Source organism: Nocardioides sp. Z21_20 (assembly GCF_059766585.1).
The window spans coordinates 16037-38286 of the sequence record NZ_JCBAJX010000015.1 but is presented as its reverse complement, the minus strand read 5'-3'; the positions used below and the strand labels follow the sequence as shown (position 1 = coordinate 38286).

At 71.8% G+C, this 22250-nt stretch carries 16 protein-coding genes and 1 pseudogene; 3 read left to right on the top strand and 14 right to left on the bottom strand.

Annotation, left to right across the window (positions count from 1 at the left end; genetic code table 11):
- Window positions 1-171 precede the first annotated feature (171 nt).
- A complete protein-coding gene (locus AC6EH9_RS17680) occupies window positions 172-1065 on the top strand; it encodes an SMP-30/gluconolactonase/LRE family protein (RefSeq protein WP_498424987.1) in 894 nt (297 codons plus the stop codon).
- A gap of 6 nt (window positions 1066-1071) precedes the next feature.
- Here AC6EH9_RS17680 and AC6EH9_RS17675 read toward each other — a convergent pair whose 3' ends face one another.
- The 3 genes from AC6EH9_RS17675 to AC6EH9_RS17665 form a co-directional block, all read right to left on the bottom strand.
- Window positions 1072-2283, bottom strand: coding sequence for an AI-2E family transporter (locus AC6EH9_RS17675; protein ID WP_498424986.1), 1212 nt, complete (start codon window positions 2281-2283; stop codon window positions 1072-1074).
- A gap of 46 nt (window positions 2284-2329) precedes the next feature.
- Window positions 2330-3097, bottom strand: a complete 768-nt coding sequence (locus tag AC6EH9_RS17670) for a glycoside hydrolase family 16 protein (protein ID WP_498424985.1) — start codon at window positions 3095-3097, stop codon at window positions 2330-2332.
- A 109-nt stretch (window positions 3098-3206) separates the two neighbouring features.
- Complete coding sequence (locus AC6EH9_RS17665; RefSeq protein WP_498424983.1) at window positions 3207-4604, bottom strand: MFS transporter; 1398 nt, start codon at window positions 4602-4604, stop codon at window positions 3207-3209.
- Window positions 4605-4757: 153 nt separating this feature from the next.
- Here AC6EH9_RS17665 and AC6EH9_RS17660 point away from each other — a divergent pair, with 153 nt between their 5' ends.
- A complete protein-coding gene (locus AC6EH9_RS17660; RefSeq protein ID WP_498424982.1) occupies window positions 4758-5486 on the top strand; it encodes a hypothetical protein in 729 nt (242 codons plus the stop codon).
- 27 nt (window positions 5487-5513) lie between these two features.
- Here AC6EH9_RS17660 and AC6EH9_RS17655 read toward each other — a convergent pair whose 3' ends face one another.
- The 11 genes and pseudogenes from AC6EH9_RS17655 to AC6EH9_RS17605 all read right to left on the bottom strand — a co-directional run bounded on the left by AC6EH9_RS17655 (window position 5514) and on the right by AC6EH9_RS17605 (window position 21120).
- The gene (locus AC6EH9_RS17655; protein ID WP_498424981.1) at window positions 5514-8885 is read right to left on the bottom strand and encodes an ATP-binding protein; all 3372 of its coding nucleotides are present in this window, start codon (window positions 8883-8885) and stop codon (window positions 5514-5516) included.
- Window positions 8882-9646: a DUF4194 domain-containing protein gene (locus tag AC6EH9_RS17650; RefSeq protein WP_498424979.1), complete on the bottom strand. Its 765-nt coding sequence runs from the start codon at window positions 9644-9646 to the stop codon at window positions 8882-8884. The genes AC6EH9_RS17655 and AC6EH9_RS17650 overlap by 4 nt, the downstream gene beginning before the upstream one ends.
- The gene (locus tag AC6EH9_RS17645; RefSeq protein WP_498424977.1) at window positions 9639-11150 is read right to left on the bottom strand and encodes a DUF3375 domain-containing protein; all 1512 of its coding nucleotides are present in this window, start codon (window positions 11148-11150) and stop codon (window positions 9639-9641) included. The genes AC6EH9_RS17650 and AC6EH9_RS17645 overlap by 8 nt, the downstream gene beginning before the upstream one ends.
- A gap of 123 nt (window positions 11151-11273) precedes the next feature.
- Window positions 11274-13073 carry an NAD-binding protein gene (locus tag AC6EH9_RS17640; protein WP_498424975.1) on the bottom strand — a complete coding sequence of 600 codons (1800 nt, stop codon included), beginning with the start codon at window positions 13071-13073 and terminating at the stop codon, window positions 11274-11276.
- A gap of 13 nt (window positions 13074-13086) precedes the next feature.
- Window positions 13087-13503, bottom strand: coding sequence for a DUF6394 family protein (locus tag AC6EH9_RS17635; protein WP_498424973.1), 417 nt, complete (start codon window positions 13501-13503; stop codon window positions 13087-13089).
- Window positions 13504-13622: 119 nt separating this feature from the next.
- Window positions 13623-15068, bottom strand: coding sequence for an HNH endonuclease (locus AC6EH9_RS17630; protein ID WP_498424971.1), 1446 nt, complete (start codon window positions 15066-15068; stop codon window positions 13623-13625).
- 142 nt (window positions 15069-15210) lie between these two features.
- On the bottom strand, window positions 15211-16236 hold the full coding sequence (locus AC6EH9_RS17625) for a thermonuclease family protein (protein WP_498424969.1): 1026 nt from the start codon (window positions 16234-16236) through the stop codon (window positions 15211-15213).
- Window positions 16237-16408: 172 nt separating this feature from the next.
- A complete protein-coding gene (locus AC6EH9_RS17620) occupies window positions 16409-18040 on the bottom strand; it encodes an acyl-CoA synthetase (protein ID WP_498424968.1) in 1632 nt (543 codons plus the stop codon).
- A 78-nt stretch (window positions 18041-18118) separates the two neighbouring features.
- Complete coding sequence (locus AC6EH9_RS17615) at window positions 18119-18577, bottom strand: tellurite resistance TerB family protein (protein WP_498424966.1); 459 nt, start codon at window positions 18575-18577, stop codon at window positions 18119-18121.
- 517 nt (window positions 18578-19094) lie between these two features.
- Window positions 19095-19928: pseudogene (locus AC6EH9_RS17610) on the bottom strand (MFS transporter); the annotation flags it as partial.
- Between the two features lie 25 nt (window positions 19929-19953).
- Complete coding sequence (locus AC6EH9_RS17605; protein ID WP_498424964.1) at window positions 19954-21120, bottom strand: acyl-CoA dehydrogenase family protein; 1167 nt, start codon at window positions 21118-21120, stop codon at window positions 19954-19956.
- A gap of 188 nt (window positions 21121-21308) precedes the next feature.
- On the opposite strand from AC6EH9_RS17605, the gene AC6EH9_RS17600 reads away from it, so the two are divergent.
- Window positions 21309-22220, top strand: a complete 912-nt coding sequence (locus tag AC6EH9_RS17600; RefSeq protein WP_498424962.1) for an ABC transporter permease — start codon at window positions 21309-21311, stop codon at window positions 22218-22220.
- Window positions 22221-22250: the final 30 nt, after the last annotated feature.

Below are 22250 nucleotides of genomic sequence, written 5' to 3'. Positions count from 1 at the left end.
TTCTACGAGGGGACGTGATCCCCCGCAGCCTACCGGGCGAGCGCCGATGCGTCCGAGCGATGCCGGACCGTGGCCCGCGACTGCGCCCCCCCGCGGCTGGCCACGGCGGGCTAGGGTGCGCCCCATCAGCCACGCGATGCCGGGGTCCTCCCGCTCGGCGAAGGGAGCACGATGACCAGGAAGCTCACGACGTTCGCCTCCGGCGGCCACTTCTTCGAGGGGCCACGTTGGCACGAGGGCCGTTGGTGGGCCTCGGACTTCTACCGCCACGCGGTGTTCAGTTTCGCCGAGGACGGCACCGAGACCGAGGAGCTCTCGGTCCCCGGCCAGCCCTCGGGGCTGGGTTGGCTGCCCGACGGCTCCCTGCTGGTGGTGTCGATGAAGGACCGCCGGCTGCTGCGCCGGGCGCCGAACGGGGAGGTGTCGGTGTACGCCGACCTCTCCGAGGTCGCCACCGGGCACCTCAACGACCTGGTCGTGGACGCGCAAGGCCGCGCCTACGTGGGCAACTTCGGCTTCGACCTGATGGGCGGGGCCGAGATGCGCGACGCCTGCATCGCGCGCGTGGACCCCGACGGCTCGGTCACCGTGGCCGCCGAGGGACTGCGCTTCCCGAACGGGATGGTGCTCGAGGGCGACACGCTGATCGTCGCCGAGACCACCGGCGCCCGGTTCACCTCGTTCCGGGTGGGGCCGGACGGGTCCCTCGACGACCGGAGCGTGTGGGCCTCGATGGGCGAGGTCCCGCAGACCACCTCGGTGATGGAGGCGCTCGCCACCGGGCTGCCCGCCCCCGACGGGTGCACGCTCGACGCCGAGGGGAACGTGTGGTTCGCCGACGCGGTCAACGGCCGGGTCTCGCGGGTGGCCCCGGGAGGCTTCGTCGCGGAGTCGATCCAGCTGCCGGCCGGGCTGGGCGCGTTCGCCTGTGCCCTGGGCGGCGAGGACGGTCGCACGCTGCTGATCTGCGTCGCCCCCGACTTCTTCGAGGAGAACCGGACGGCCGCGGCCGAGGCGATGCTGATGACCACCACCGTCGACGTGCCGCACGCCGGACTGCCCTGACGCCGCTCAGGCGGGCCCGTCCGAGCCCGGCTTCGTGATCGGGGCCGTCTCGACGGGCTCGTCGGGGCGGTCGTGCGCCTCGGTCTCCAGGGACCTGGCCACCGGGTCCGGCTCCGAGACCTCGGTGACGAGCTGGTCGAGGTAGCGCAGGATCACCGCGGCGACCGCCACGACCGGCACGGCGAGGAACGCGCCGACGATGCCGAAGAGCGTGGAGCCCAGCATCACCGAGAGCAGCACGATCGCGGCGTGCAGCTGCATGCTCTTCGACTGCAGCCACGGCTGCAGGACGTTGCCCTCCAGCTGCTGCACGCCCACGATCACCGCGAGAATGATCAGCGCGCCCGTCACGCCGTTCGACACCAGGGCGACCAGCACCGCGATGGCCCCCACGACCAGGGCGCCCACGATCGGGACGAACCCGCCCAGGAACGTCAGGATCGCCAGCGGTACGGCGAGCGGGACGCCGACGACGATCAGGCCGATGCCGATGAAGATCGCGTCGATCAGGCTGACCAGCGCCTGGGTGCGGATGAAGCCGCCGAGGGTCCCCCAGGTCTGGCCCGCGACCTCGGCCAGGTGCGGCCCGACCCGGCGCCCGCTCACTCGCCGCACCCACGGGATGAAGCGGCGCCCGTCCTTGAGGAAGAAGAAGGTCAGCAGCAGCGTCACGAACAGGGTGAGCAGCGCGGACGACACCGCGCCCACCCCGACCAGCACCCCCGAGGCGATGGTGCCGGCACTGTCGGTCAGCCAGCCCTGGGCTGCCTCGATCGCGTCGTCGACCTGCTCGCCGGTGACCGGGAGATCGCTGGTGCGCACCCAGTCCTGGATCTGCTGCAGGCCCTGCGAGGCGTCGTCGGCGATGTCGCCGGACTGCGACGCCACCGACGGCGCGATCCCGAAGCCGACGGCGACGAGCAGGCCGATGCCGCCGAGCAGGACCACCCCCGCGGCGAGCGAGCTGGGCAGTCGCAGGCGCCGCTCGAGGAACCTGGCCGGGGGTTGCAGCACCGTGGTCACGATCAGGGCGAGGACCACCGGCAGGAGGATCGACCAGAGCTGCTGGACGACCAGGCCCAGCAGGTAGGCGCCCAGCGCGATGAGCACCCATCGGGCGCTCCACCGCGCCACCCAGGCGAGACCGTCTCCGATCACCTTCTCGCGGGCGGGGGTGGAGGTCGGGGGGGCCGCCGGGGCCAGGTCGTCGTCGATCACGCCCCCGATAGTGCCAAGAAGTGCCTGACGATAAACAACGGCGCGCTCAGACCCGCTTGAACACGCGCAGCCAGTCCACCTGCATGCGCACGCTGGACTTGCCCCGGGGCAGCGACGGCATCCGGCCGCCCCGCAGCGGGTGCACGTGGGTCTGGAAGCCCGGCCACATCACCCGGTCGGGGATCGCCTCCCGGTTGCGGACCACGTGCACCACCCGGCCGTCGATCACGAACCGCAACGCCCGCGGGCCCCAGCGGACGCTGAAGACGTGCCAGCGGGTCAGGTTCGCGCGCGTGATGTGCTGGTCCAACCGGTGACGCACGGCGGTGCCGTAGTGGGCGGTGGTCATCACCCGGTGACGCTCGCCCCAGGTCTCGAAGACCTCGAAGTAGTTGATCTCCGGGGGCCAGCCGCGCCCCGGCCACAGCAGCGCGGTTCCCGACACCCCGGCGCCGCGGTCGAAGCGGATCCGGGCGTCCCAGCGCCCGTAGCGCCGCTGTGCGGCGCCCCAGCCCCAGGCCCCGATGCCGCCGCTGCGCCAGACCCCGCGCGCGTCGGGGTGGTTGGCGAGCGTCAGCACGCCCTTGCGCACCCAGGCCCGGGAGGGGTCCCACACGGTCCGCGGACAGCAGCCGGGTCGTCCTTGGAACTTGTTCCAGCGGTCGTCTCGGAAGGTGGTGAAGTCCTCGGTGGCCACCCGCTGCCAGCCGGCGCCCTTGCGGGCCTCGGCTCGCGCCGGAGACTGCGGGGACGTCGTCGGGAGGACCAGCAGGACCAGCCCCAGCACCAGCGCGGCGCCGAGGAGCCAGCGCACCCGGCGCAGGCCGATCGGAGACCGGCGGATCTGGGAGTGGGGAGCGGGGCGAGCAGTTACGCGAGAAGGGTCCATGAGGGAGGCTTCCGTTCGCTGCCCCCCGCGATTTTCACCGTAGCACCCGTGACCCAGACCACACCGGCGTCGACCCGGCGTCCAGCGGCTCCCCCGCGCGCTCGGGAAGCCCCCAGGTGGCGAGCGCGGCCAGCACGAAGAAGCCCGCGAACACCGCGAAGAGCAGCCCGGTGCCACCGCCCACTGCGAGCAGCCAGGGCACCGACAGCGGCGCCACCACGGAGGCGATCCGCCCGAACCCGGCCGCCCACCCGGTCCCCGTCCCGCGCAGCCGGGTGGGGTAGACCTCGGGCGAGACCGCATAGAGGGCGCCCCAGGCGCCGAGGTTGAAGAACGACAGCCCCATCCCGAACCCGAGGATGGCGGCGCCGGTGTCGGCGTGCCCGAAGAGCAGGGCGAAGACCGCGGAGCCGAGCAGGAAGACCGACAGCGTGGCCCGGCGACCCCAGACCTCCACCAGCACCGCGGCGAGCGCGTAGCCGGGCAGCTGGGCCAGCGTGATCACCAGCGTGTAGCCGAAGGACTGCACCAGGTCCATGCCGGAGTCGACGAGCAGCTTGGGGATCCAGATGAAGGCGCCGTAGTAGGAGAAGTTCACCCCGAACCAGACCAGCCAGAGCGAGAGCGTGTGCAGGCGCAGCCCGGCAGCCCAGAGCGCCGCCGGGCCCGGGGTCGGCGCGGACGGCCCCGGGTCGGGAGCGGTGGCGGCACCACGGGGCGGCTCGGTGCCCGCCGACGCCTCGAAGCGTCGTACGGCGTCCTCGGCCTCGCGGTGGCGCCCCCGGCTCTCCAGGAAGCGCACCGACTCCGGCAGCCCGAAGCGCACCACCGCGGCGTAGAGCGCGGGGACGGCCCCGAGCGCGAGTGCCCAGCGCCAGCCGTCGTCGGAGAGCGGGATGACGTAGTAGCCGATCAGCGCGGCCAGCAGCCAGCCCACGGCCCAGAACGCCTCGAGCGCGACCACCACCCGGCCGCGGATCCGCGCCGGCGCGAACTCGCTGACCAGGGTGGAGGCCACCGGCAGCTCGGCGCCGAGACCGAGGCCGATGAGGAAGCGGAAGACCAGCAGCGAGGCCACCGACCACGACAGCGCCGCGGCACCGGTCGCCAGACCGTAGACCAGCAGGGTGATCGCGAAGACCTGGCGCCGGCCGATCCGGTCGGCCAGGAGCCCTCCCGCGCTGGCCCCGATCGCCATCCCGACGAAGCCGATCGCGGCGATCCAGGAGAGCGTGGTGTCGCCGAGGTCCCACTGGATCGCCAGGGCGGCCATCACGAAGCTGATCAGGCCGACGTCCATCGCGTCGAGGGCCCAGCCCATCCCGGAGCCGGCCACCAGGCGTCGGTGCTGACGGGTGAACGGGAGCCGGTCCAGCCGCTCGCTGCGGGTGAGGGCCTCGGCGGCGGAGGCGGCCGGGGTCGGTGCGTCCATCCGGATGTTCTACCGCACCCGCGACGGGCGGCACCCTACGCCCGGGCACTGGTCGGGACGCGGTTTACGGCACGGAAGTTGGGCCGGCCCTAAAGTCCCCGGCCCGGAAGACCGATTCGGATGGTGTCGCTGAACCCAACGAGGGGAAACCCAATGGCCGCCGAGATGACCCCAGTACCGGAGAAGGTCCGCCCGACCATGCTCCGGTGCCGCACCTGCACCGAGGTGAAGGAGGTGCGCGCCTTCACGGCCAAGGCCGCGATGAAGACCGGGTACCACCTGGACTGCAAGTCGTGTGAGAACGCCCGGACCCGCGCCCGGCGCGCGGCCGCCAAGCTCGGCCGCTCGAGCAAGCTGCCCGGCATCCCCGGGGCGCCGTCGGTGCTGGTCCCGGCGCCCTCGGCGCTGGAGCGCCGTGAGCGGGTCGAGGTCCGCCGGGCCCAGGTGGCCGCGGTCACCTCGCCCGAGGGGCTGCAGCACCTGCGTCGGCTGTACGGCGCGGGGCCGGTGCCGCCGTGCCGGGTCTGCGGCGCCGCGCTCACCCCGCGGGCGTCCAAGGGCGCCTACACGACCGAGTACGCCTGCAGCAACCGCAGCGTCTCGATCGAGGAGTTCCTCTCCCCCAACGGTCACCACGCGAAGTCGCTGTGGCGCCAGCCCCGGCCCGGCGACCCGCGCGTGATCGCCCTGCTCGACGTGGTCGAGGACAGCCTCGAGGGCACCGACGTGGCCCGGCTGATGGCCGACGTTCTGGCCCAGGCCCTGGGCGTCACCGACGACGGCGGGCTCGCCCGCCCGCTCGACCTGGCGCACATGGCCGCCTCCAGGCTCGCCGCGGCCAGCGGCGCCCAGCCGCTGCGCGCCGTGACCGCGCAGCGCTGAGGGCGCCTCGCGCGGTCCCCCGCGCCCTCAGCCGGTCGGGGTGGCCAGCTCGTAGACGTGCGAGTGGTGGTCGGGGGTCTTGGCGATCATGAAGAGCTTGTCCATCTCCGGCTCCAGCGCGCTGACCTTGTCCAGCGGCGCCCCGATGATGAGCTGGAAGCCCAGCGACTTCCACGCCTGCACCGAGCGGCCGGCGAACTCCGAGTCGGACTTCACGAACCCCTCGTCGAGGAAGACCGGCGCGAAGCGCGGACGGATCCGCTCCTCGTCGCCGAGCTGGTAGCGCAGGGCCGCGCCCACGATGAAGGCCACCAGCTCCTGGCTCTCGCCACCGCTCTTGCCGCCCAGCGTGGAGTAGGAGCCGACCTCGCGGTTCTCGCGGTCGTAGCGCACCGCCGTCACCTCGACGTGCTTGCGCACGTCGAGGAAGTGGTCGCGGCGGGCGAGCACGGCCGGCGAGGCGCCGTCGGGCCGGCTGATCAGCGTCATGAAGCTGCGCAGCCGGGCGAAGCGCTCCTCGACCTCCTCGGGGCTGAGGTCCTTGGTCGAGGTCGACGACAACGACTTGAGGGTGCGCTTGAACCGGGTGACGTCCTCGCTGGCGAGGCGGCGCAGCTTGATCTGCAGGTAGTCGCCCGCCGGGCCGAACTGCAGGGTGCCCAGGATCTCGTTGACCGGACGCAGCCGCTCCTCGATCTCCTCGACGGCGGTGTCGAAGGCGGCGTAGAGCGGCACCAGGTCCTGGCCCGACCAGCCCGCCAGCCGCCGGCTCCACTCGGCGCGGCGCGCGTGCAGGCCGGCCTCCACGATGTGGTCGAGGATGTCGCGGTAGCCGTCGACGGAGCCGACCTCGACGCCGAGGTTCGGGTCGGGCCAACGGCTCTGGTACTGCTCGAGCAGCGTGGTGATCGCCTCGGCGGCGCGTCGGGCCTCCTCGCGGGCGGCACGCGACTGCTCGGCGAGCCGGCCGCGCAGGCGGCGCAGGTTGTCGTGGAAGCCGCGCAGGTCCTCGGGGTCGCCGACCTCGCCGAGCTGGCCGTCGAGGTAGGCGCAGGCCGCCTGGTCGAGGTCGACCTGCTGCTCGGCGTCGATGCGGTCGAGCTCGCGGGTGACGGTGTCCTTGGTGTCGGCGAGCTCCTCAGCGCGCCGGCCGAGCTCGTTGACCGCCGCCTGGGCGGTGTGCTTGCGGCTGCCGACCTCGTCGAGCTGGGCGAGCACCTCCGCACGCTCGGCGCCGAGCTGGCTGAGCAGGTCGTTGCTGCCCAGCAGCCGCTCGTGGGCCTCGACGTTGGCGGCGATCCGGGCGTCGACGTCGTCGAGGTCGACGGTGCTCCAGCGGGTGTTGAGCACGGCCAGGTGGGCGTCGCGGCGCCGCTCGAGGTCCTCGATCCGGGCACGCACGTCGCCGTGCTCCGCGGCCAGCGCGTCGAGGCGCTCGTCGAGGGCGGCGATGTCGGCGGCGATCTCGCGCAACCGCGACTCGTTGGAGAACCCGATGATCCGGGTGCTGCTCAGGTCGCCGTGCGCGGCGCGGCGCCCGTTGCGGGTCTGACCGGACCGGCTGACCTGGGGCTCGCTGCCCCGGAAGTCGTGGGCGGTCTCCACGCACAGGTGGTCCGTGCGGGGGCTGGAGACCCGGTCCTGGACCCACCAGGAGAACGGCGACTCCTTGGTGACCAGCTTGCCCGAGACCCGGCGCGGGTCGCCGACGCCGGGACGGTGCGGGCGGTGCGCGACGCCCTCGAAGTTGACCCTGATCGGCAGGCGCAGGGAGTCGATGGCGCGGGAGAACTCCTCGAACCGGTCGTCCTCGACCAGCACGATCCGCGCCAGCGATGCCAGCGTCACCTCGACCGCGCGGCGCCATCCCTCCTCCCCCGGCGCGACGTCGACCAGCTCGGCCACGAAGGGAAGCTCGTCGGGGTCCATGCCGGCTGCCTCGGCGAGGGCCACCCGCGCCTCGTGCAGCGCGCGCGGGACGACGCTGGCGCGTCCGCTGAGGGAGTCGCGCTCGGCGACCAGCTCGCGGCGGGCGTGCTCCTGGGGCCAGCGCCGCTCGTGCAGCGCGGTCTGCTCGGCGTCGAGCCCGGCCCGCTCGGTGGGGTAGGCGGCCAGGAAGTCGTCGGCCGCCAGGCGGGCCTTGTCGAACTCCGCCTCGTCGGCCGGCGGCGTGCCGAGCGCGCCGTACGCAGCCCGGAAGACTCGGCGGGCCTTGTCGGTGTCCTCGCGCAGGTCCTCGAGCCGCTCGCGCTCGTGGCGCAGCCGCTGCAGGCTCTGGCCGCCGTTCGCGTGCATCTCCTCGGCCAGGATGTCGGCGCGGTCCTGGAGCACCCGCTCGAGCGCGATCGCCTCGCGCGCGGCGAGCTGCTGGCGGGCCAGCTCCTCGTGGTTGGCGTCCTCGGCGCTCTCGAGCAGCGCGTCCTCGGTGCGCAGCGCCCACAGCACCAGCGGGGTGTCGCCGTCGCGGGAGACCCCGAAGGTGTCGATCAGCCGCTCCTGCTCCCGGGCCGTGTCCAGCTCGAGCTGCAGCTCGGGCAGGCGGCGCAGCACCCGCTCCTTGTCCGCCTCGGTCTGCATCGCGTCGTAGGCGGCCTCGAGGTCCTCGAAGTGCTCCACGGCGCGCTCGGCCTTGGCGTAGGTGCCGGGCTGCTCCAGGACCATCGACTTGTAGAGGCCGTCGACGGTGTTCACCTGCATCCCCGACTGCACGCGCGCCAGCAGGCGCAGCGCCTTGCGGCCGTCGCCGTTCTGGCCGATGCCGAGCCGGGTGTGCAGGGTCTGCTCGAAGGCCCGCACCGTCTCGTGGAGGTTGATGCCCTCGAAGGCGCCGCGCAGGGTGCGCTTGTCGAAGCGGGAGGCCGCCAGCGGCTCGAGCTCGCGCAGGTCGAGGTAGCCGTCGTAGGTGGCCCGGGTCTGCGACACGTCGGCGTACGTCGCGGCGCCGGCCCGCGCGTAGTACACGCGCAGCACCGTGAACCGCTGGCGACGGTCGTTCACGAAGGTCAGCGCCAGCGCGCCCCAGACGGGTCGCCCGTCGTCGCCGCGCAGCACCTTCTCGGTCGGACCGCCGGCCTCGCCGGCCCGGTTGTCGTCGATCTTGCCCTTGAGGTAGGTGAGCAGGTTGCGCTGGTCGGCCGAGCGGGCCTTGCTCGTGGAGACGTCGTTGGAGGCGCCGTTGAACGGCACGTCCGAGGGCATCATCACCGCGATGTAGGCGTCGAGGAACGTGCTCTTGCCGGTGCCGGTGGCGCCGGTCAGCAGCATCGAGTCGAGGGAGAACTCCACCGAGTGGTAGCCGTGGAAGCCGCCCCAGTTGACCATCTGCAGGGTCTCCGCGCGCCACTGCGTGGTGCCCTCGGTGGCGCCGGGGATGTGCATGAGCGGCTCCTGGGCGATCATGCGGGCACCTCGTCGTCCTGCTCGGTCTCGTCGGGCTCGGTCTCGTCCGGCTCGGTCTCGTCGTCCTGCTCGGCCTGCTCGGCCTGCGCGACGTCCGGGCCCCCGTCGTCGGGGTCGTCGCTGGTCGCCCGGGTCAGCCACTCGGCCAGCTCGTTGAGCCGCTGCAGGGGCAGCAGCACCTCGATCACCGGTGCCACCTTGAAGCGCTCGGGGTCGTTGGTGCGCAGCAGGATGCGCGCCTTGACCAGGGTGGCGAGGGCGTTCTCGGCCCGGCGGCGGTCACCGGAGCGGTCGGTGGCGTGCTCGGGCCGGAAGGCGGCGATCTCGTCGAGCAGGCCCTCGCGGTCCACCAGGACCACGCCGTTGCCGTCGGAGCGCTGGCTGCGGAAGCGCTGGCGCAGGACGACGAGCAGGATCGTCTCCTCGCGGGTGTAGGCGGTGTCGTGCAGCAGCGTCGGGAAGGCGGGACCGATCTCGGGGACGGCCTGGCGCTTGAACGCGACCTGGTAGGCGTGGTCGATGTGCAGATCGAGGAAGAGGTCGTTGAGCCGGCTCTTGAGCAGCGGCAGGTCGGCCAGCAGGGTGCGCCACTCCCCCGGGTTGCGCTCGGCGCTGAGGTAGCGGTGCTTGAGCAGCGCGACGAGGGTCCGTCGCTGCTCCATCGTCAGTGCGCCCTCGTCGCCCTCGAACAGCGAGAGCGAGGAGTCCTCGGCGGGGGCGTCGTCCTCGAAGGCGGCGTCGAGGTCGTGGACGTCATTCATCGACAGGTCCTTGCGTGGCGGGGGCGTCGGCGGGGGCGGGGACGGGTGCGGCGAGCCGGAGGACCGGGGTCTCGAAGACCCGGCGGGTGCCGTCGGGGCGAACCGCCTCGAAGCGGTCGACGGCCTGCTTGTCGGCGGTGGCGTCCCACTGGGTGAGCAGGTGGAGCATCCCGACGATCTCCACGGGACGGCGCAGCTCGGGGGGCAGCGCGTTGAACACCTCGGCGGCCGAGGTGAGCTCGCCCTGGGAGACGGCCTCGCCGAGCAGGTCGCGCAGCTCGCCGAGCGAGGGGCCACCCTGCTGACGCAGCTGCTCGAGGCTGAGGCCGACCGGTGTCTCCACCGGGTCGGGGATGCTCAGCGACTCCGGTGCCACGTCGGCGGCCGGGTCGTGCAGGCGCTCGCGCAGGTGGGGCAGGTGGAAGGTGCCGGGGATCAGCTCCACCTCCACGCGGGAGCGGGGGCCTGCGGTCTCCATCCAGGTGACCAGCAGCCGCTCGACGTGGCGCAGGGTCTGGTCGACCTCCCGGTCGCGGGCCACGTCGTGGTGCACGATGTGCTCGCGCAGCGTGGAGGAGAGCCGGGTGCGCTGGGCGAGCACGTCGTCGATCCCGCGTCGGATGACGGCGACGGCGCTGCGGAAGTCGCGGTGGTCGTCGGGGCCGAGGCTGTTCGCGAAGGGGTGCTGCAGGATCGCCTGGATGTCGCGCCCGAGCTCGTCGAGCAGCTCCTTGTCGCGCAGCAGCTCGAAGGCACCCTCGAACGCGCGGCCCTCCTGGGTGGCCTCGAGCAGCTCGTCGGAGCGGCGCAGGTACTCGTCGAGCACCTCGCCCACCGGGCGGTCCTCCTCGCGGAAGTCGCGCACGATCTTGCGGTGCATGGCCGCCACCGACTCCTCGACGCGCTTGAAGTCGCCGGGCAGCTGGCCGATCAGGTCCATCAGGTCGACGTAGCCGGTCTGCATGTCGTCGATGCTGGCCGGCTCGATCTCTCCGCCGGCGACGATCCGGTCACGCTCCGCGGTGAGGCGCTCGATCTGGTCGTTGAGGCGGGCGACGCGGGTCGCCGGATCGGGGTTGGCCTCGGTGGCCCAGCGTCGTACGGCGTCGACGATGGTGTTGATCCGCGAGCCGCTGATCAGCGCCCGGTCCCGGGTCAGGCTCTGCACCAGGTCGAGCGCGTCGACGGCGTGCGAGGTGAGGGAGTACTCCTCGTCGCCGGACTCGTCGAGGGTGCGGTAGAGCCACTGGTCGCCCATCCACCGCAGGCACAGCGAGCGGCCGGTCTGGTTGGGCGGCACCTCGACGCCGGCGATGCGCAGCTCGTCGAGGTAGGCGTCGATCTGGGTGTGCAGGCGGTCGGCGTGGACGGTGCGCACGTCGGAGCTGAACGACGTCCGGAAGACCGACAGCACCAGCGGGGCCCATTTGCGGTCGAGCAGACGCAGCGTCGGCCTGTCGAACGCCTCGGTGACCCGCGCCAGCTCGGCGACGATGCCGCTCATGCCCCTCCCGGGTCCTCCGCACGCGTCCGCCGGGTGCGGACGAGATGCCTGGAGGACGGTAGGCGCTCGCGGTGGCGACCTCGCATTCGGGGGTGTCGGCGGTCCAGCCGGGTGCGCCGCAGGTCACCTGCTGGGGCGCCGCCTCACCCGGGCTCGGGCCAGTCTCCGCCAGATCCAGGCCGACGGGATCACCTCGTCGGCGAGGACGTACGCCGCGGAGGTCTCCTGGGTGAGCGTCGCCTCCAGGGCGTGGCGCGCCGAGGGGCGCCCTGCGACCAGGAGCCTGTCCCCCGGCCGGAGGAGCTCGTCGTCCTCAGGCGCCGGGGTCACCACCTCGTCACGCAGCAGGGCGAGCGGGACGGCGGCCAAGGGGCTCTCCCGATCGTTCGGGGAGCGCAGCAGGTCACCGAGACGCACCTGGCCTGCCTCCAGCCAGGGCATCACGGCGGGGGCGTCACGCTCGCCGATCTCGACGCGCCAGATGTTCGGTGTCCAGGGTCCGCACCGCTGGACCAGCCGGTCGACGACCTGCGCGGCCCACGCGTCACCGAGGTGCGGGACTTGGGGCAGGAAGCGCATCAGGGAGGGGTTGGCGAGGCGGGCGAGGACCTCGTGGGCGACCACCTCGGCGCGGACCATCGCGTGGTCGATGCCGAGCGCCTCGAACAGGGCGGCGTTGCCGGGCTCGTTGTGCCGGGCGACGAGGACCAGGTCGGGATTGGCGAGCCGTGCCACCTCCAGCAGCCACAGGTTCGTCATGTCGTTGTGGGTGGCGGCGACGAAGGCGACGGCGCTGGACAGGTCGGCCTCGTCGAGGGCGGCCTGCGGGAAGCGGTCGGCGCCACCCTGGACGCGCTCGCCCTCGACGACCGTCACCTCGATGTGCTCCTGGCGCAGGTCCGCGGTGATGTCGCGGCCGAAGTCGTCGAAGCCGCAGACCACCCAGCGCCCACGCGGCAGGGGCGGTCGGCGCTGTGGGAGCGGGGTGCCGGGCGCGCTGGTCAGCCACATCATCAGCTGGTGGGCCGCCGGGGAGCGGTACAGGATCCGCAGGTGGTTGCCGAAGCGCTCGAGCGGGTTGACCACCTCGGTGTCCCCGAAGGCGCGCATCCGGTCCTCGGTCTCGTGCGAGCTGGCCTGGGCGATCACCGGCAGGGTGGGCCGGATCAGCGACGTGGTCATCGCGACGTCGAGGTTGACGTCGTCGTGCTCGCTCAGGGCGAGGACGGCTTCGCAGTCGGCGCTGCCCAGCCCGGCGAGGATGAGGTTGTCGGTGTTGCGGGCGTCGCCGACCAGGACCGGGACGTCGGCCCGGTAGGCGTCCAGCTCGATGGACGCCGCCCGCTCGTCGTCGCGATCGATGATCACGAAGCGGCGGCCCATGTCGTCCAGCGAGCGGGCGATGCGCCGGCCGATCTCGCCGTACCCGATCAGCAGGAGGTACGGCGCGCCGATGTGGCGCACCTTGCGCTCGAAGAGCCGGCGGGCCACGGCGCGGCGGAAGGCACGGTCCTGCACCAGCGAGAGCATCGAGCCGATCGCGTAGGCCCAGCCGATCACCGACATGAAGATCGAGCCGGTGACCCACATCCGCTGGGCGGGCGAGAACGGGTAGGGCAGCTCGCCGAACCCGATCGTGGTGGCGGTGTAGCTCATGAAGTAGAAGGCGTCGAAGAGGCTGAGCCGGTGCGGCTGGCCGGCCGCGTCGGTGCCCGGGATCAGGGACAGTCCCAGCACGCTCAGCGCGAAGAGCGCGATGAGCAGGATCAGCGGCGCGCGCATCCGCCGCAGGACGAGGAAGATGCCGGCGGTGGCCTGCTCCTGGGCACCCTCGGGGAGCTCGACGGCGACGGCCTCCACGTGCTCGCGCCGGGTGCGGCCGCCGACGATCCCGGCCAGGCTGCTCGGTAGCCGGTTCCCCATGGGCTCGGCCCCGTCAGCGACGCTGGAACGAGACGGTCTCGACGACGAGCAGGACCACCGAGACCACGTTGGCGAAGAGCGCGCCGGCGGACAGCGAGACCACCGCCGAGGTCATCTCGACGGTCATGCCGGCCTCGGTCACGTGGCTGGCGTAGGACCAGACCACGGCAGCCGCGATGAGCTGCAGGCTGGCCACCAGGCTGGTCGCCAGGTGCACGGCGCCGATCTGGGTGCGGTCACCGAACTTGAGCACCGTGGCGATCAGGTTCACCACCACAGCGGCGAACAGCTCGTAGACGTTGTGCACCGCCGGGTCACCGATGTCGCCGAGGGTGAACCCGAAGTTGAGGGTCGCCGCGAGCAGCACGAAGAAGCCGAAGACGACATTCTCCAGGTTCATGGCACCCTCCCAGCGCGCGGACTCGGGCATCGTAGCCTCACCTACCCCGCCGAACGCGGAAGTCGGGAGGCCGCCGCGCCCGCCGGTGTGGCGCGGACGTGCCACTGACCCCGCCGGGTGGTGCCTGGGCGGGGTGCGGGGCGGGGCACCTACTGGTCGGGTGGAGGCAGGTCCGGCTTGGGCGGGGTGGCGTGCGGATTCGCGCGTCGGCGGTCTCGGGAGACGTCGAGGGTGCCGGTGTGGTCGCGCAGGTACTGGTAGCCCTGGGGGCTGGTCCAGAGGTAGCTGCCCTTGTCGAGGTGCGTGTAGCTCCAGGGGCTGTGGGTCTTGTGGCGGTGATGTCGTCGGCAGAGTGGGGCGAGGTTGCATGAGCAGGTGGTGCCGCCGGTGGCGTGGTCTTGGATGTGGTCGCAGTCGGCGCGATGGCCGTCGGGGGTGAGTCTTCGGGCGGGGCGGGTGCACCAGGGGAAGACGCAGGTGTGGTCGATGAGGGTCAGGCGTTCGGCGAGGCGGTCGGGGGTCTCGTAGGCGTTGACGTGGACGTGGTCCTCGAGATCGATGACCGGCTTCACGATCACCTGGGTGTCGGGGGTGGCGCACCAGTCGCGGATCTGGTCGACCGAGACGAAGGAGGCGGTGTTCTCCACGCGCGCCAGGTGTACGTCGGTGTCGTCGAGGCCCCGGGCGCGTAGCGCGTCGTGGGAGAGGTGGACGTAGAGCACCACCTGACGCGGTCGCCGGGCCTTATCGGTGTCGCCCTGCGCAGCAGTGTGCGGTTGATCGGAAGCACACGGTGCGTCGGATCCACCGCACTGACCTGCGGCTGCCTCGCCGTCGCCCAGGTCGAGGGCGAGCTGGCGTCGGGCGAGGTCTCCGGCGGCCTTCGCCCGCCGCACGCCCAACGGGTCCACCGACCCCAACGCCTGCTGCTGCGCCGCACCCGCAGCCACCGCAGCGTCGAGGTCCAACGCGTCGGCGAGGTCGAGCTCCCCGCGCACCGTCATGGTGCCGTCGTAGGAGACCTGATCGGTGTCGATGTCGAAGCACCGCCCGTCCGCAGCGGCGCGGCGCCGAGCCTCGGCCTCCTCGGGCTGGAACCGGACCCGTGCCTCTTCGATGAGCCGGTCCAGGGCGGCGAGACCGATCTTGTGCGCCACCGCAGCGACGTGGGTGTCCACGAACCCCGCACCCGCCGGCACCAGGCTCATCGTCGCGTCCGCGATCCGCCGTGCCTTCCACGACACGAGATCCCCGGCCACCACCCGCTGCCAGAGCTTCGGCAACCGGTGGCGCAGCTCCAGGGCCTGCCCCACATACCGCCGCCCGGCGTCGGTGGACATCCCGATCGCGAGGGCGAACTCGGTCACCGCGAACTCCGCCACCAACGGCGCTCCCGGCCCGGCCACCGGGATCCCATGGTCGCCGTACGGCCCGTGGATCACCGCCGCCGCCTCCAACGACTCCACCGAGTGCATCGCCGCCCAGTCCACCGCCAACTGCAGCTGACGAGCCTCGGCCGCATCCGCCGTACCCCGCGAGACCCGTGCGGCGGCCAGCACCGCACGAGCGGTGTCGGGGGTGGCGGTCCGGGTCATGGATCCACTCAAGCAGGCAGCACCGACACTCCTGCCCCCAGAAACCGCCCCGACACGCGGACTGTGGAGAACTCATCCGGAGCCTCCGGTCGCGAGTCACCTGCCTCGACAGAACCCCTCAGGCTGGACGCGAGTTACATGCTCAGCATGGCCGCCAGCTGGTGCCGCCGGGGGCGTAGCACCGCGGGCCGGTGTAGCCGGATCCACCGCTACTGGAGTGGCCGCTCTGCCCACTCGAGTTCGAGGAGTGTGAGTTGGCCGCTGCCGCTGCCGCTGCCGCAGCCGCTGCCGCTGCCGCTGCCGCATTCTGTCGCCGGATCGCCTCCTGCTCGCGTTGATAGGCCATGCGCTCGCGCCGCTCACGTGCCTTGAAGCTGCGATAGAGCGCTCGAGTTCTCTTCAGCCGCGTCCTCACTGACGCTAGACGGCCCCCCAAGCCCTCGGACGCCGTCGTCACAACCGCGGAGGGAAAGGCCAGAAGCCGCAGGTCCTGCCGCCCGGTACGCAGGAACGTCCGCGCTGCCTGCCCAGCGGTGATCGCCGCAACGAGTCCCGGCACAAGGGCCGCCGCCTGCTCGGCCCCCTTCGGCCGCTCCTGCTCAAGCGCCTCGTTCAGCGCGTTCGTCGCAGCTACCTCGGCGGCGGCGAAGGTGCACTCCTCCCGTGGGTTGAAGTAGCCCCGCTGCAACGAGCTCGCCAAATCACGTGCTTTCACCATCTCCGTGGAGAGATCCTCCTCGAGCTGGTCAGCGACCGCGACTCCTCGCTCGACGAGTTCTACCGTGACGTCCTGCGCATCGCGGGAAACCATCACCAGCGCTCTTCCGTGCTCATCCTCGCCGACCTTGGTCAACTCCACGGACGGGGGATGCGACAACATCCGCGACAGCTCCTGCGTGGCTTCCTCGGCGAGGCACTCGCCTTCGTCAGGGAGATGGACGCCGGCGAGTCGTACCGTCTGCTCGATGTCGTCGACGGTCAGGATGATCTCGCCTGCGGACTGTACGTCGAGCACGTCAGCGGTGAAGGGAGCCGGTGGCGCCGCCACCTTGGCCTCGCTTCCGCTCTCGGGCTCGCCGGCACATCCCGCCAAGAGCAATAGCGCGAGGAAGACGATTGGTCCGCGTCGCAGGTGGGCCCGGCGTCCGGCGCCCATGATGTCGCGCATCTGTTCCCTTATGTTCCGGCCGGCTCTGTCTCGAGCCGACTACCAACGGAACGATAAGCCGCTTCTGTATCCTCCGACGCCGCCTGTCAGCGGTTCCGACGTGTCGGCTTTCTCTCTGTCCCGGGGCAGGTGAACTCGAGATGGATGCTGCGCGAAATGCTCGCTCACCTCCTCACACGCGAGCCGCCCCCGCCAGCACCGCAGCCGCCATCTCCTTCGCCCGCGGGTACTGCGCCTTCCCGGCGGCCGAGCGCGGGATCTTGTCCACGACGGCGAGCACCCGCGGCAGCTTGTAGCCCGACAGCGACGCGCGCAGGAAGCTGCGCAGCTCCTCCAGCTCGACGGTGTGGCCCTCGCGGGGCTGGACCACCGCCGCCACCGCCTGCCCGTACTTCTCGTCCGGGACCCCGACCACGAGCACGTCGTACACGCCGGGGTGTGCCATCAGCGCGGTCTCGACCTCCTCGGGGTAGACCTTCTCGCCGCCGGTGTTGACGCAGTTGGAGCCCCGCCCGAGCAGCACCACCTTGTTGTCGGGCTCGATCCGCGCGAAGTCTCCCGGCACCGAGCAGCGCTCCCCGTCGATCTCGATGAACGTCTGGGCCGACTTCACGGGGTCCTTGTAGTAGCCGACCGGGACGTGGCCCATCCGCCCGAGGCGACCGACCTTGCCTACGTTGGTGGCGGGATCCAGCACCCGGTTGGCCTCGTCGAGCACGACGGTCGAGGGCCCGAGCGAGACCAGCGGGCCGTCGCTGCGGATGTTGCCCACCTCCTGCAGCCCGGTCCCTTGGAAGCCGGTCTCCGAGGCCCCGACGGAGTCGGTGAAGAAGCTGTTCGGGAAGGCGGCCATCCAGCGCTCCTTGACCGAGCGGCTGAAGATGGCGGCCGAGCTGGAGATCGCGATCAGGTCGGGGCAGTCGTAGTCGCCGGCCTCGTAGGTCTCGATCAACGGGCGCGCCATCGCGTCCCCGGTCATGAAGATCAGCTGGACGCCCTCGCGCTCGATGACCTGCCAGGTCCGCACCGGGTCGAACTTCGGCTCGAGGATCGTCAGGTGGCCGGCGAACAGGTGCATCAGCAGCCCCGCCTGCGCTCCACCGTGCATCAGCGGGCTCAGCGGGAAGGTGACCATCCGCCCGTCCTGCTTGGCCTGCTCGGACTGGTCGTACTCCCCCAGCGCCTGGCCGGTCATGAAGTCGATGCCGCCGCCGAGCACCCGCCAGAAGTCCTCGTGGCGCCACATCACGCCCTTGGGGAACCCGGTCGTGCCTCCGGTGTAGATGATGTGGATGTCGTCGGGGCTGCGCTCGTCGAAGTCCCGTTCGGGGCTCTGCCCGGCCAGCGCGTCCTCCCACAGCACTCCGCCGTACGACGAGAAGTCCGCGGTGCTGTCGGGCTCCATCACGTCCGGCATGACCACCAGGGTCTGCAGCTTCTGGTGCTTGGGGGCGCACCGCTCCACCAGCGGCGCATACGAACGCTCGTGGACGAGCGCGACCAGGTCGGCGTTGTCGAAGAGGTAGTCGAGCTCGCCCTCGACGTAGCGATAGTTCACGTTGACGTTGACCGCGCGGATCTTCGTCACCGCCATGACCGCGACCACGTGCTCGATGCTGTTCTTGGCGTAGACGCCAACGTGGTCGCCGGGGCCGACGCCCCGGGAGGCGAGGAAGTGCGCGAGCCGGTTGGCGTCGGCCTCCAGCTCGGCAAGGGTCACCATCCGGTCCCCCACCTTCACGGCGGGCTTGTCCGGGGCGGCATCGACGGCGTGTTCGAAGAGGTCAGCGATGTTGAGGGCCACGCCGGGCACACTAGAACACGTTCTCGTTTGGCGCCAGGGTCGCGGCACGACCGTGCAGACGCCGCCCCTGCGGCAGGCTCAGCCGAGGTCGAACTCCACCGGGTTGATCCCGACGGCGAAGCACGCGTCGCGCACGGCCAGCTTCTCGTTCTCGTCGAAGTTCCCGTCGGCGCCGCCGATGATGATGCCGATCTGGATGACCGCCCGCGCCTGGTCCTCCTTCTTCTTCAGCTTCCCGATCACCTGGAGGACCTCGAGCTTCCCGAAGTCGTAGTCGTTGTTGAGCTTGTCGCAGAAGCCCTCGAAGTCGGTGCGCAGGTCGGCGGCGGGGAAGACCTTGAGGACGTCGTTGCTCGAGATGAGTCCGACGACCTTGGCCCGCTCCCCGGCGTCGACGTTCCCGTCGGCCGCCGCGATCAGGGCGCACATGCCCATCGCGGCCTTCGCGAAGTCCTTGTTCTTGAACTGGCCGACCTTGAGCTGGAGCTGGTCGTTCATGTCGTTGCTGCGCTGCTTGAGCTGGTCCCAGAAAGCCATGGGTGCGTGGTTCCTCTGCGGTGGGCGACTGCGGCCGCGAGCGCGACCCAGGAGTTGCTGCCTCGACCCTACGGGGGTCTGCCCCACCAGCGTCGAAGATGACGAAACCCGCTCGGCGGGCACGATCACGCGGACAGCGGCTGCCGCCGCTCAGGCGCCGCACCGACGGCAGGGCCGCGGCGAGCAGCGAGCCGCCGGCCATCACCGCCACGCAGACCCACAGCCAGGCGGTCAAGCCGGTGACGGCGCTGATCGGGCCGGTGAGCACCAGCCCGAGCGGACGGGCCAGGAACGACCCGACGAGGTCGAAGGAGTAGACCCGGGCGAGCTTGTCTGGGGCGATGTTCTGCTGGATGGACAGGTCCCAGTTGATCGAGAAGAACTCCAGGCCGGCACCGTGCAGGAACGCGCCCAGCAGGAGCAGGGTGAGGGTGTCGCCGAGCGCGATGGCCGCCGGGAAGCACGCCGTCAGCGCCAGTACGACGGTGCCGACGAACAGCCCGCGGCGCGGCCGGAACCACAGCGAGACCAGACCGCCGGCCATGAACCCAGCCATCAGCGTGGCCAGCGCCCAGCCCCAGGCGGCCTCGTCCCAGGCGTCGCGCACGGCGATGGGCCCCAGCACGCCCTGCACCCCGCCGTAGAAGAGGTGGTAGAGGGTCGCCTGCAGGATCAGCGTCCACAGCCAGGTGTGCCGGAGGACCTCGCAGGCGCCCTCCCCCAGCTCGCCCAGCAGCGACGTCGACCCGTCTCCGGCCGGCAGCGGCGCCACCCGGAGCCGGTGGAAGCAGTACGCCGCCACCGCGAACGACGCGGCGTCCACGAGGATCGGCCAGCCCGGACCGGCCAGCGCGACGAGGATGCCGGCGCCGGCGAACCCGCCGATCATCGCCAGGTTCTGCAGCAGCCGTCGTAGCGTCACGGCCGTCGCCAGGAGCTCGTCGGGCACGGTCTGACGGGTCAGGGCCGACGATGCCGGACCGCTCAGCGCGGACAGTGCGCCGTTGAGCATGCCGACCAGGCCCAGCAGCAGGATGCTCGACCAGCCCCCGATCAGGCTCACGGCCATGAACCCGTGCGTGAGCGCGGCCCCGAGCGCCGAGCCCTGCATCAGCACCGCCCGCGGCAGCCGGTCCCCGAGCACGCCGCCGAACAGCGTGGTGAGCACGTTGGTCAGCGCGTAGGCAGCCCCGACGAGCCCGAGCTCGGTCGCCGAGCCTCCGAGGTCGAGCACGGCGAAGGCGAGCGCCACCGGTGTGATGGCGTTGCCCAGGGCGCTGGTCGTGGTGCCGGTGACCAGCCACCGGTAGTCCGGGTGGGCGAGGGGCGCCGCCGGCGAGACGAGCGACACGGGCCGATCCTGGGGTCGACCCGCCTCAGCGGAACGCCGACTCGCCCGTCAGCGCCTGGCCGATGACGAGCTGGTGCACCTCGCTGGTGCCCTCGTAGGTCAGCACGGACTCGAGGTTGTTGGCGTGGCGCATCAGCGGGTACTCCAGCGTGATCCCGGCGGCGCCGAGGATCGTGCGGCACTCGCGCGCGATGGCGAGCGCCTCGCGCACATTGTTCAGCTTGCCGAGGCTGACCTGCTCGGGACGCAGCGTGCCGGCGTCCTTGAGCCGGCCGAGGTGCAGCGCGAGCAGCATCCCCTTGCCGAGCTCGAGGGCCATGTCGGCGAGCTTGGCCTGGGTGAGCTGGAAGCCGCTCAGGCTCCGGTCGAAGATCTCGCGCTGAGCGGCGTAGGCCAGCGCCGTCTCCAGGCAGTCGCGGGCGGCGCCGAGCGAGCCGAAGACGATCCCGAACCGGGCCTCGTTCAGGCACGACAGCGGCCCCGACAGCCCCCGGGCGCCGGGCAGCCGGGCGGTGTCGGGCAGCCGCACCCGGTCGAGCACGAGCTCGCTGGTGACCGAGGCGCGCAGGGACATCTTCCGCTTGATCTCCGCGGCGCCGAAGCCCGGCGTACCGGTGGGCACCACGAAGCCGCGCACCCCCTCCTCGGTCTGCGCCCAGACCACGGCGACGTCGGCCACCGAGCCGTTGGTGATCCACATCTTGGTGCCGCTGAGCACCCAGTCGTCGCCGTCGCGCACGGCGCGGGTGCGCATCCCGCCGGGGTCGGAGCCGAAGTCGGGCTCGGTCAGCCCGAAGCAACCGATCGCCTCACCGGCGGCCATCGACGGCAGCCACTCCTCCTTCTGCTCCGGGGAGCCGTGCTGCCAGATCGCGAACATCGCCAGCGAGCCCTGCACCGACACCAGTGATCGCAGCCCCGAGTCGGCCGCCTCCAGCTCCATGCAGGCCAGCCCGTACGCCGTGGCGCTGGTGCCGGCGCACCCGTAGCCCTCCAGGTGCATGCCGAGCACGCCCAGGTCGCCCAGCTCCCGGGCCAGCTCGCGCGCCGGGATGCGGCCCTCCTCGTACCAGTCGGCCACCCGGGGCTTGACCTTGGACTCGACGAACTGGCGGACCGTGTCACGCATCGCCCGCTCCTCGTCGCTGAGCAGGGCGTCGGTGCCGAAGAGCGCGAGCGGTGTCTGAGGCATGGGACTCCTCCGGGAGTTCGGTGGACGTGGCCGCGGTGCCACTGGAGCACACCATCACCGCCGGTGTCTCGACATCCGTCTGCACATCTTCCGCAGTCGAGACGCGTCTATCTCTAGTGGATAACTATGCTTTAATCCCTCCGCGTCCTGCGACGCTCCGTCACGGGATCGAGGGAGGCCTGCTCCCCATGACACAGACCCACGCTCCGAGCGCCACACTCGGCGCCCCTTCCTCGGGGTCCCGGCCCCCGCGGGCCGCCTCCGGCGAGCGCGACGAGGTCCGGCGCGCGCGGCGCAGCCAGCGCCTCCGCCGGGCGGCGCTGCACTGCTCGTCGCTCGCGACGCTGGTGCTCGTGTGGTGGCTGGTCACCGAGGCCGGCCTGGTCCGCGCGCTGTACCTGCCCTCGCCAGGGGCGGTCTGGGACGCCTTCGTGCGCGCGAACACCGACCACCCCCTCAGCCCGGGATCGGAGCGGATGGTCCGCGGCGAGCAGAACTACTACCTGTGGGAGCACCTGCTCGCCAGCCTCCAGCGGATCGCGATCGGCGTCGGGGCCGGCGTAGCCGTCGGCGTACCGCTCGGGCTGGTGATGGGGACGACCTGGCTGGGGACGCTGCTCGAGCCGTACCTGAACTTCCTGCGCTCGCTGCCGCCGCTGGCCTACATCGGCCTGCTCATCGTCTGGTTCGGCATCGGCGACACCTCCAAGATCTGGCTGCTGTTCCTGGCCGCGTTCCCCCCGGTGGCGATGGCCACCATCAGCGGCGTGCGCGGGGTGCGCGAGGACCAGGTCAACGCGGTCCGCTCGCTGGGCGCCTCGCGACGGCAGGTGCTCACCACCGTGGTCCTGCCGGCCACCCTGCCCGAGGTGCTGACCGGGATCCGGGTCGCCACGGGCTTCGCCTGGACCACCGTCGTCGCCGCGGAGATCGCCAACGGCATCCCCGGCATCGGCGGCCTCGCCTACCTGGCCGGCGAGCAGCTGCAGAGCGCGCTGGTCATCGCCTCGATCATCGTCATTGGCCTGGCCGCGATCGCCCTCGACCTCGGGTTGAAGACCCTCGAATCCGTCCTTGCCCCCTGGCGGGGCAAGGCATGACCGCCCGCACGGGCCTTGAGAAGGAGCATC

Excerpts from the sequence above, each read along its gene's own strand:
- AC6EH9_RS17680 (WP_498424987.1), top strand. The coding sequence starts at position 172 with ATGACCAGGAAGCTCACGACGTTCGCCTCCGGCGGCCACTTCTTCGAG.
- AC6EH9_RS17665 (WP_498424983.1), bottom strand. The coding sequence starts at position 4,604 with ATGGACGCACCGACCCCGGCCGCCTCCGCCGCCGAGGCCCTCACCCGC.
- AC6EH9_RS17660 (WP_498424982.1), top strand. The coding sequence starts at position 4,758 with ATGGCCGCCGAGATGACCCCAGTACCGGAGAAGGTCCGCCCGACCATG.
- AC6EH9_RS17655 (WP_498424981.1), bottom strand. The coding sequence starts at position 8,885 with ATGATCGCCCAGGAGCCGCTCATGCACATCCCCGGCGCCACCGAGGGC.
- AC6EH9_RS17650 (WP_498424979.1), bottom strand. The coding sequence starts at position 9,646 with ATGAATGACGTCCACGACCTCGACGCCGCCTTCGAGGACGACGCCCCC.
- AC6EH9_RS17645 (WP_498424977.1), bottom strand. The coding sequence starts at position 11,150 with ATGAGCGGCATCGTCGCCGAGCTGGCGCGGGTCACCGAGGCGTTCGAC.
- AC6EH9_RS17640 (WP_498424975.1), bottom strand. The coding sequence starts at position 13,073 with ATGGGGAACCGGCTACCGAGCAGCCTGGCCGGGATCGTCGGCGGCCGC.
- AC6EH9_RS17635 (WP_498424973.1), bottom strand. The coding sequence starts at position 13,503 with ATGCCCGAGTCCGCGCGCTGGGAGGGTGCCATGAACCTGGAGAATGTC.
- AC6EH9_RS17630 (WP_498424971.1), bottom strand. The coding sequence starts at position 15,068 with ATGACCCGGACCGCCACCCCCGACACCGCTCGTGCGGTGCTGGCCGCC.
- AC6EH9_RS17625 (WP_498424969.1), bottom strand. The coding sequence starts at position 16,236 with ATGCGCGACATCATGGGCGCCGGACGCCGGGCCCACCTGCGACGCGGA.
- AC6EH9_RS17615 (WP_498424966.1), bottom strand. The coding sequence starts at position 18,577 with ATGGCTTTCTGGGACCAGCTCAAGCAGCGCAGCAACGACATGAACGAC.
- AC6EH9_RS17605 (WP_498424964.1), bottom strand. The coding sequence starts at position 21,120 with ATGCCTCAGACACCGCTCGCGCTCTTCGGCACCGACGCCCTGCTCAGC.
- AC6EH9_RS17600 (WP_498424962.1), top strand. The coding sequence starts at position 21,309 with ATGACACAGACCCACGCTCCGAGCGCCACACTCGGCGCCCCTTCCTCG.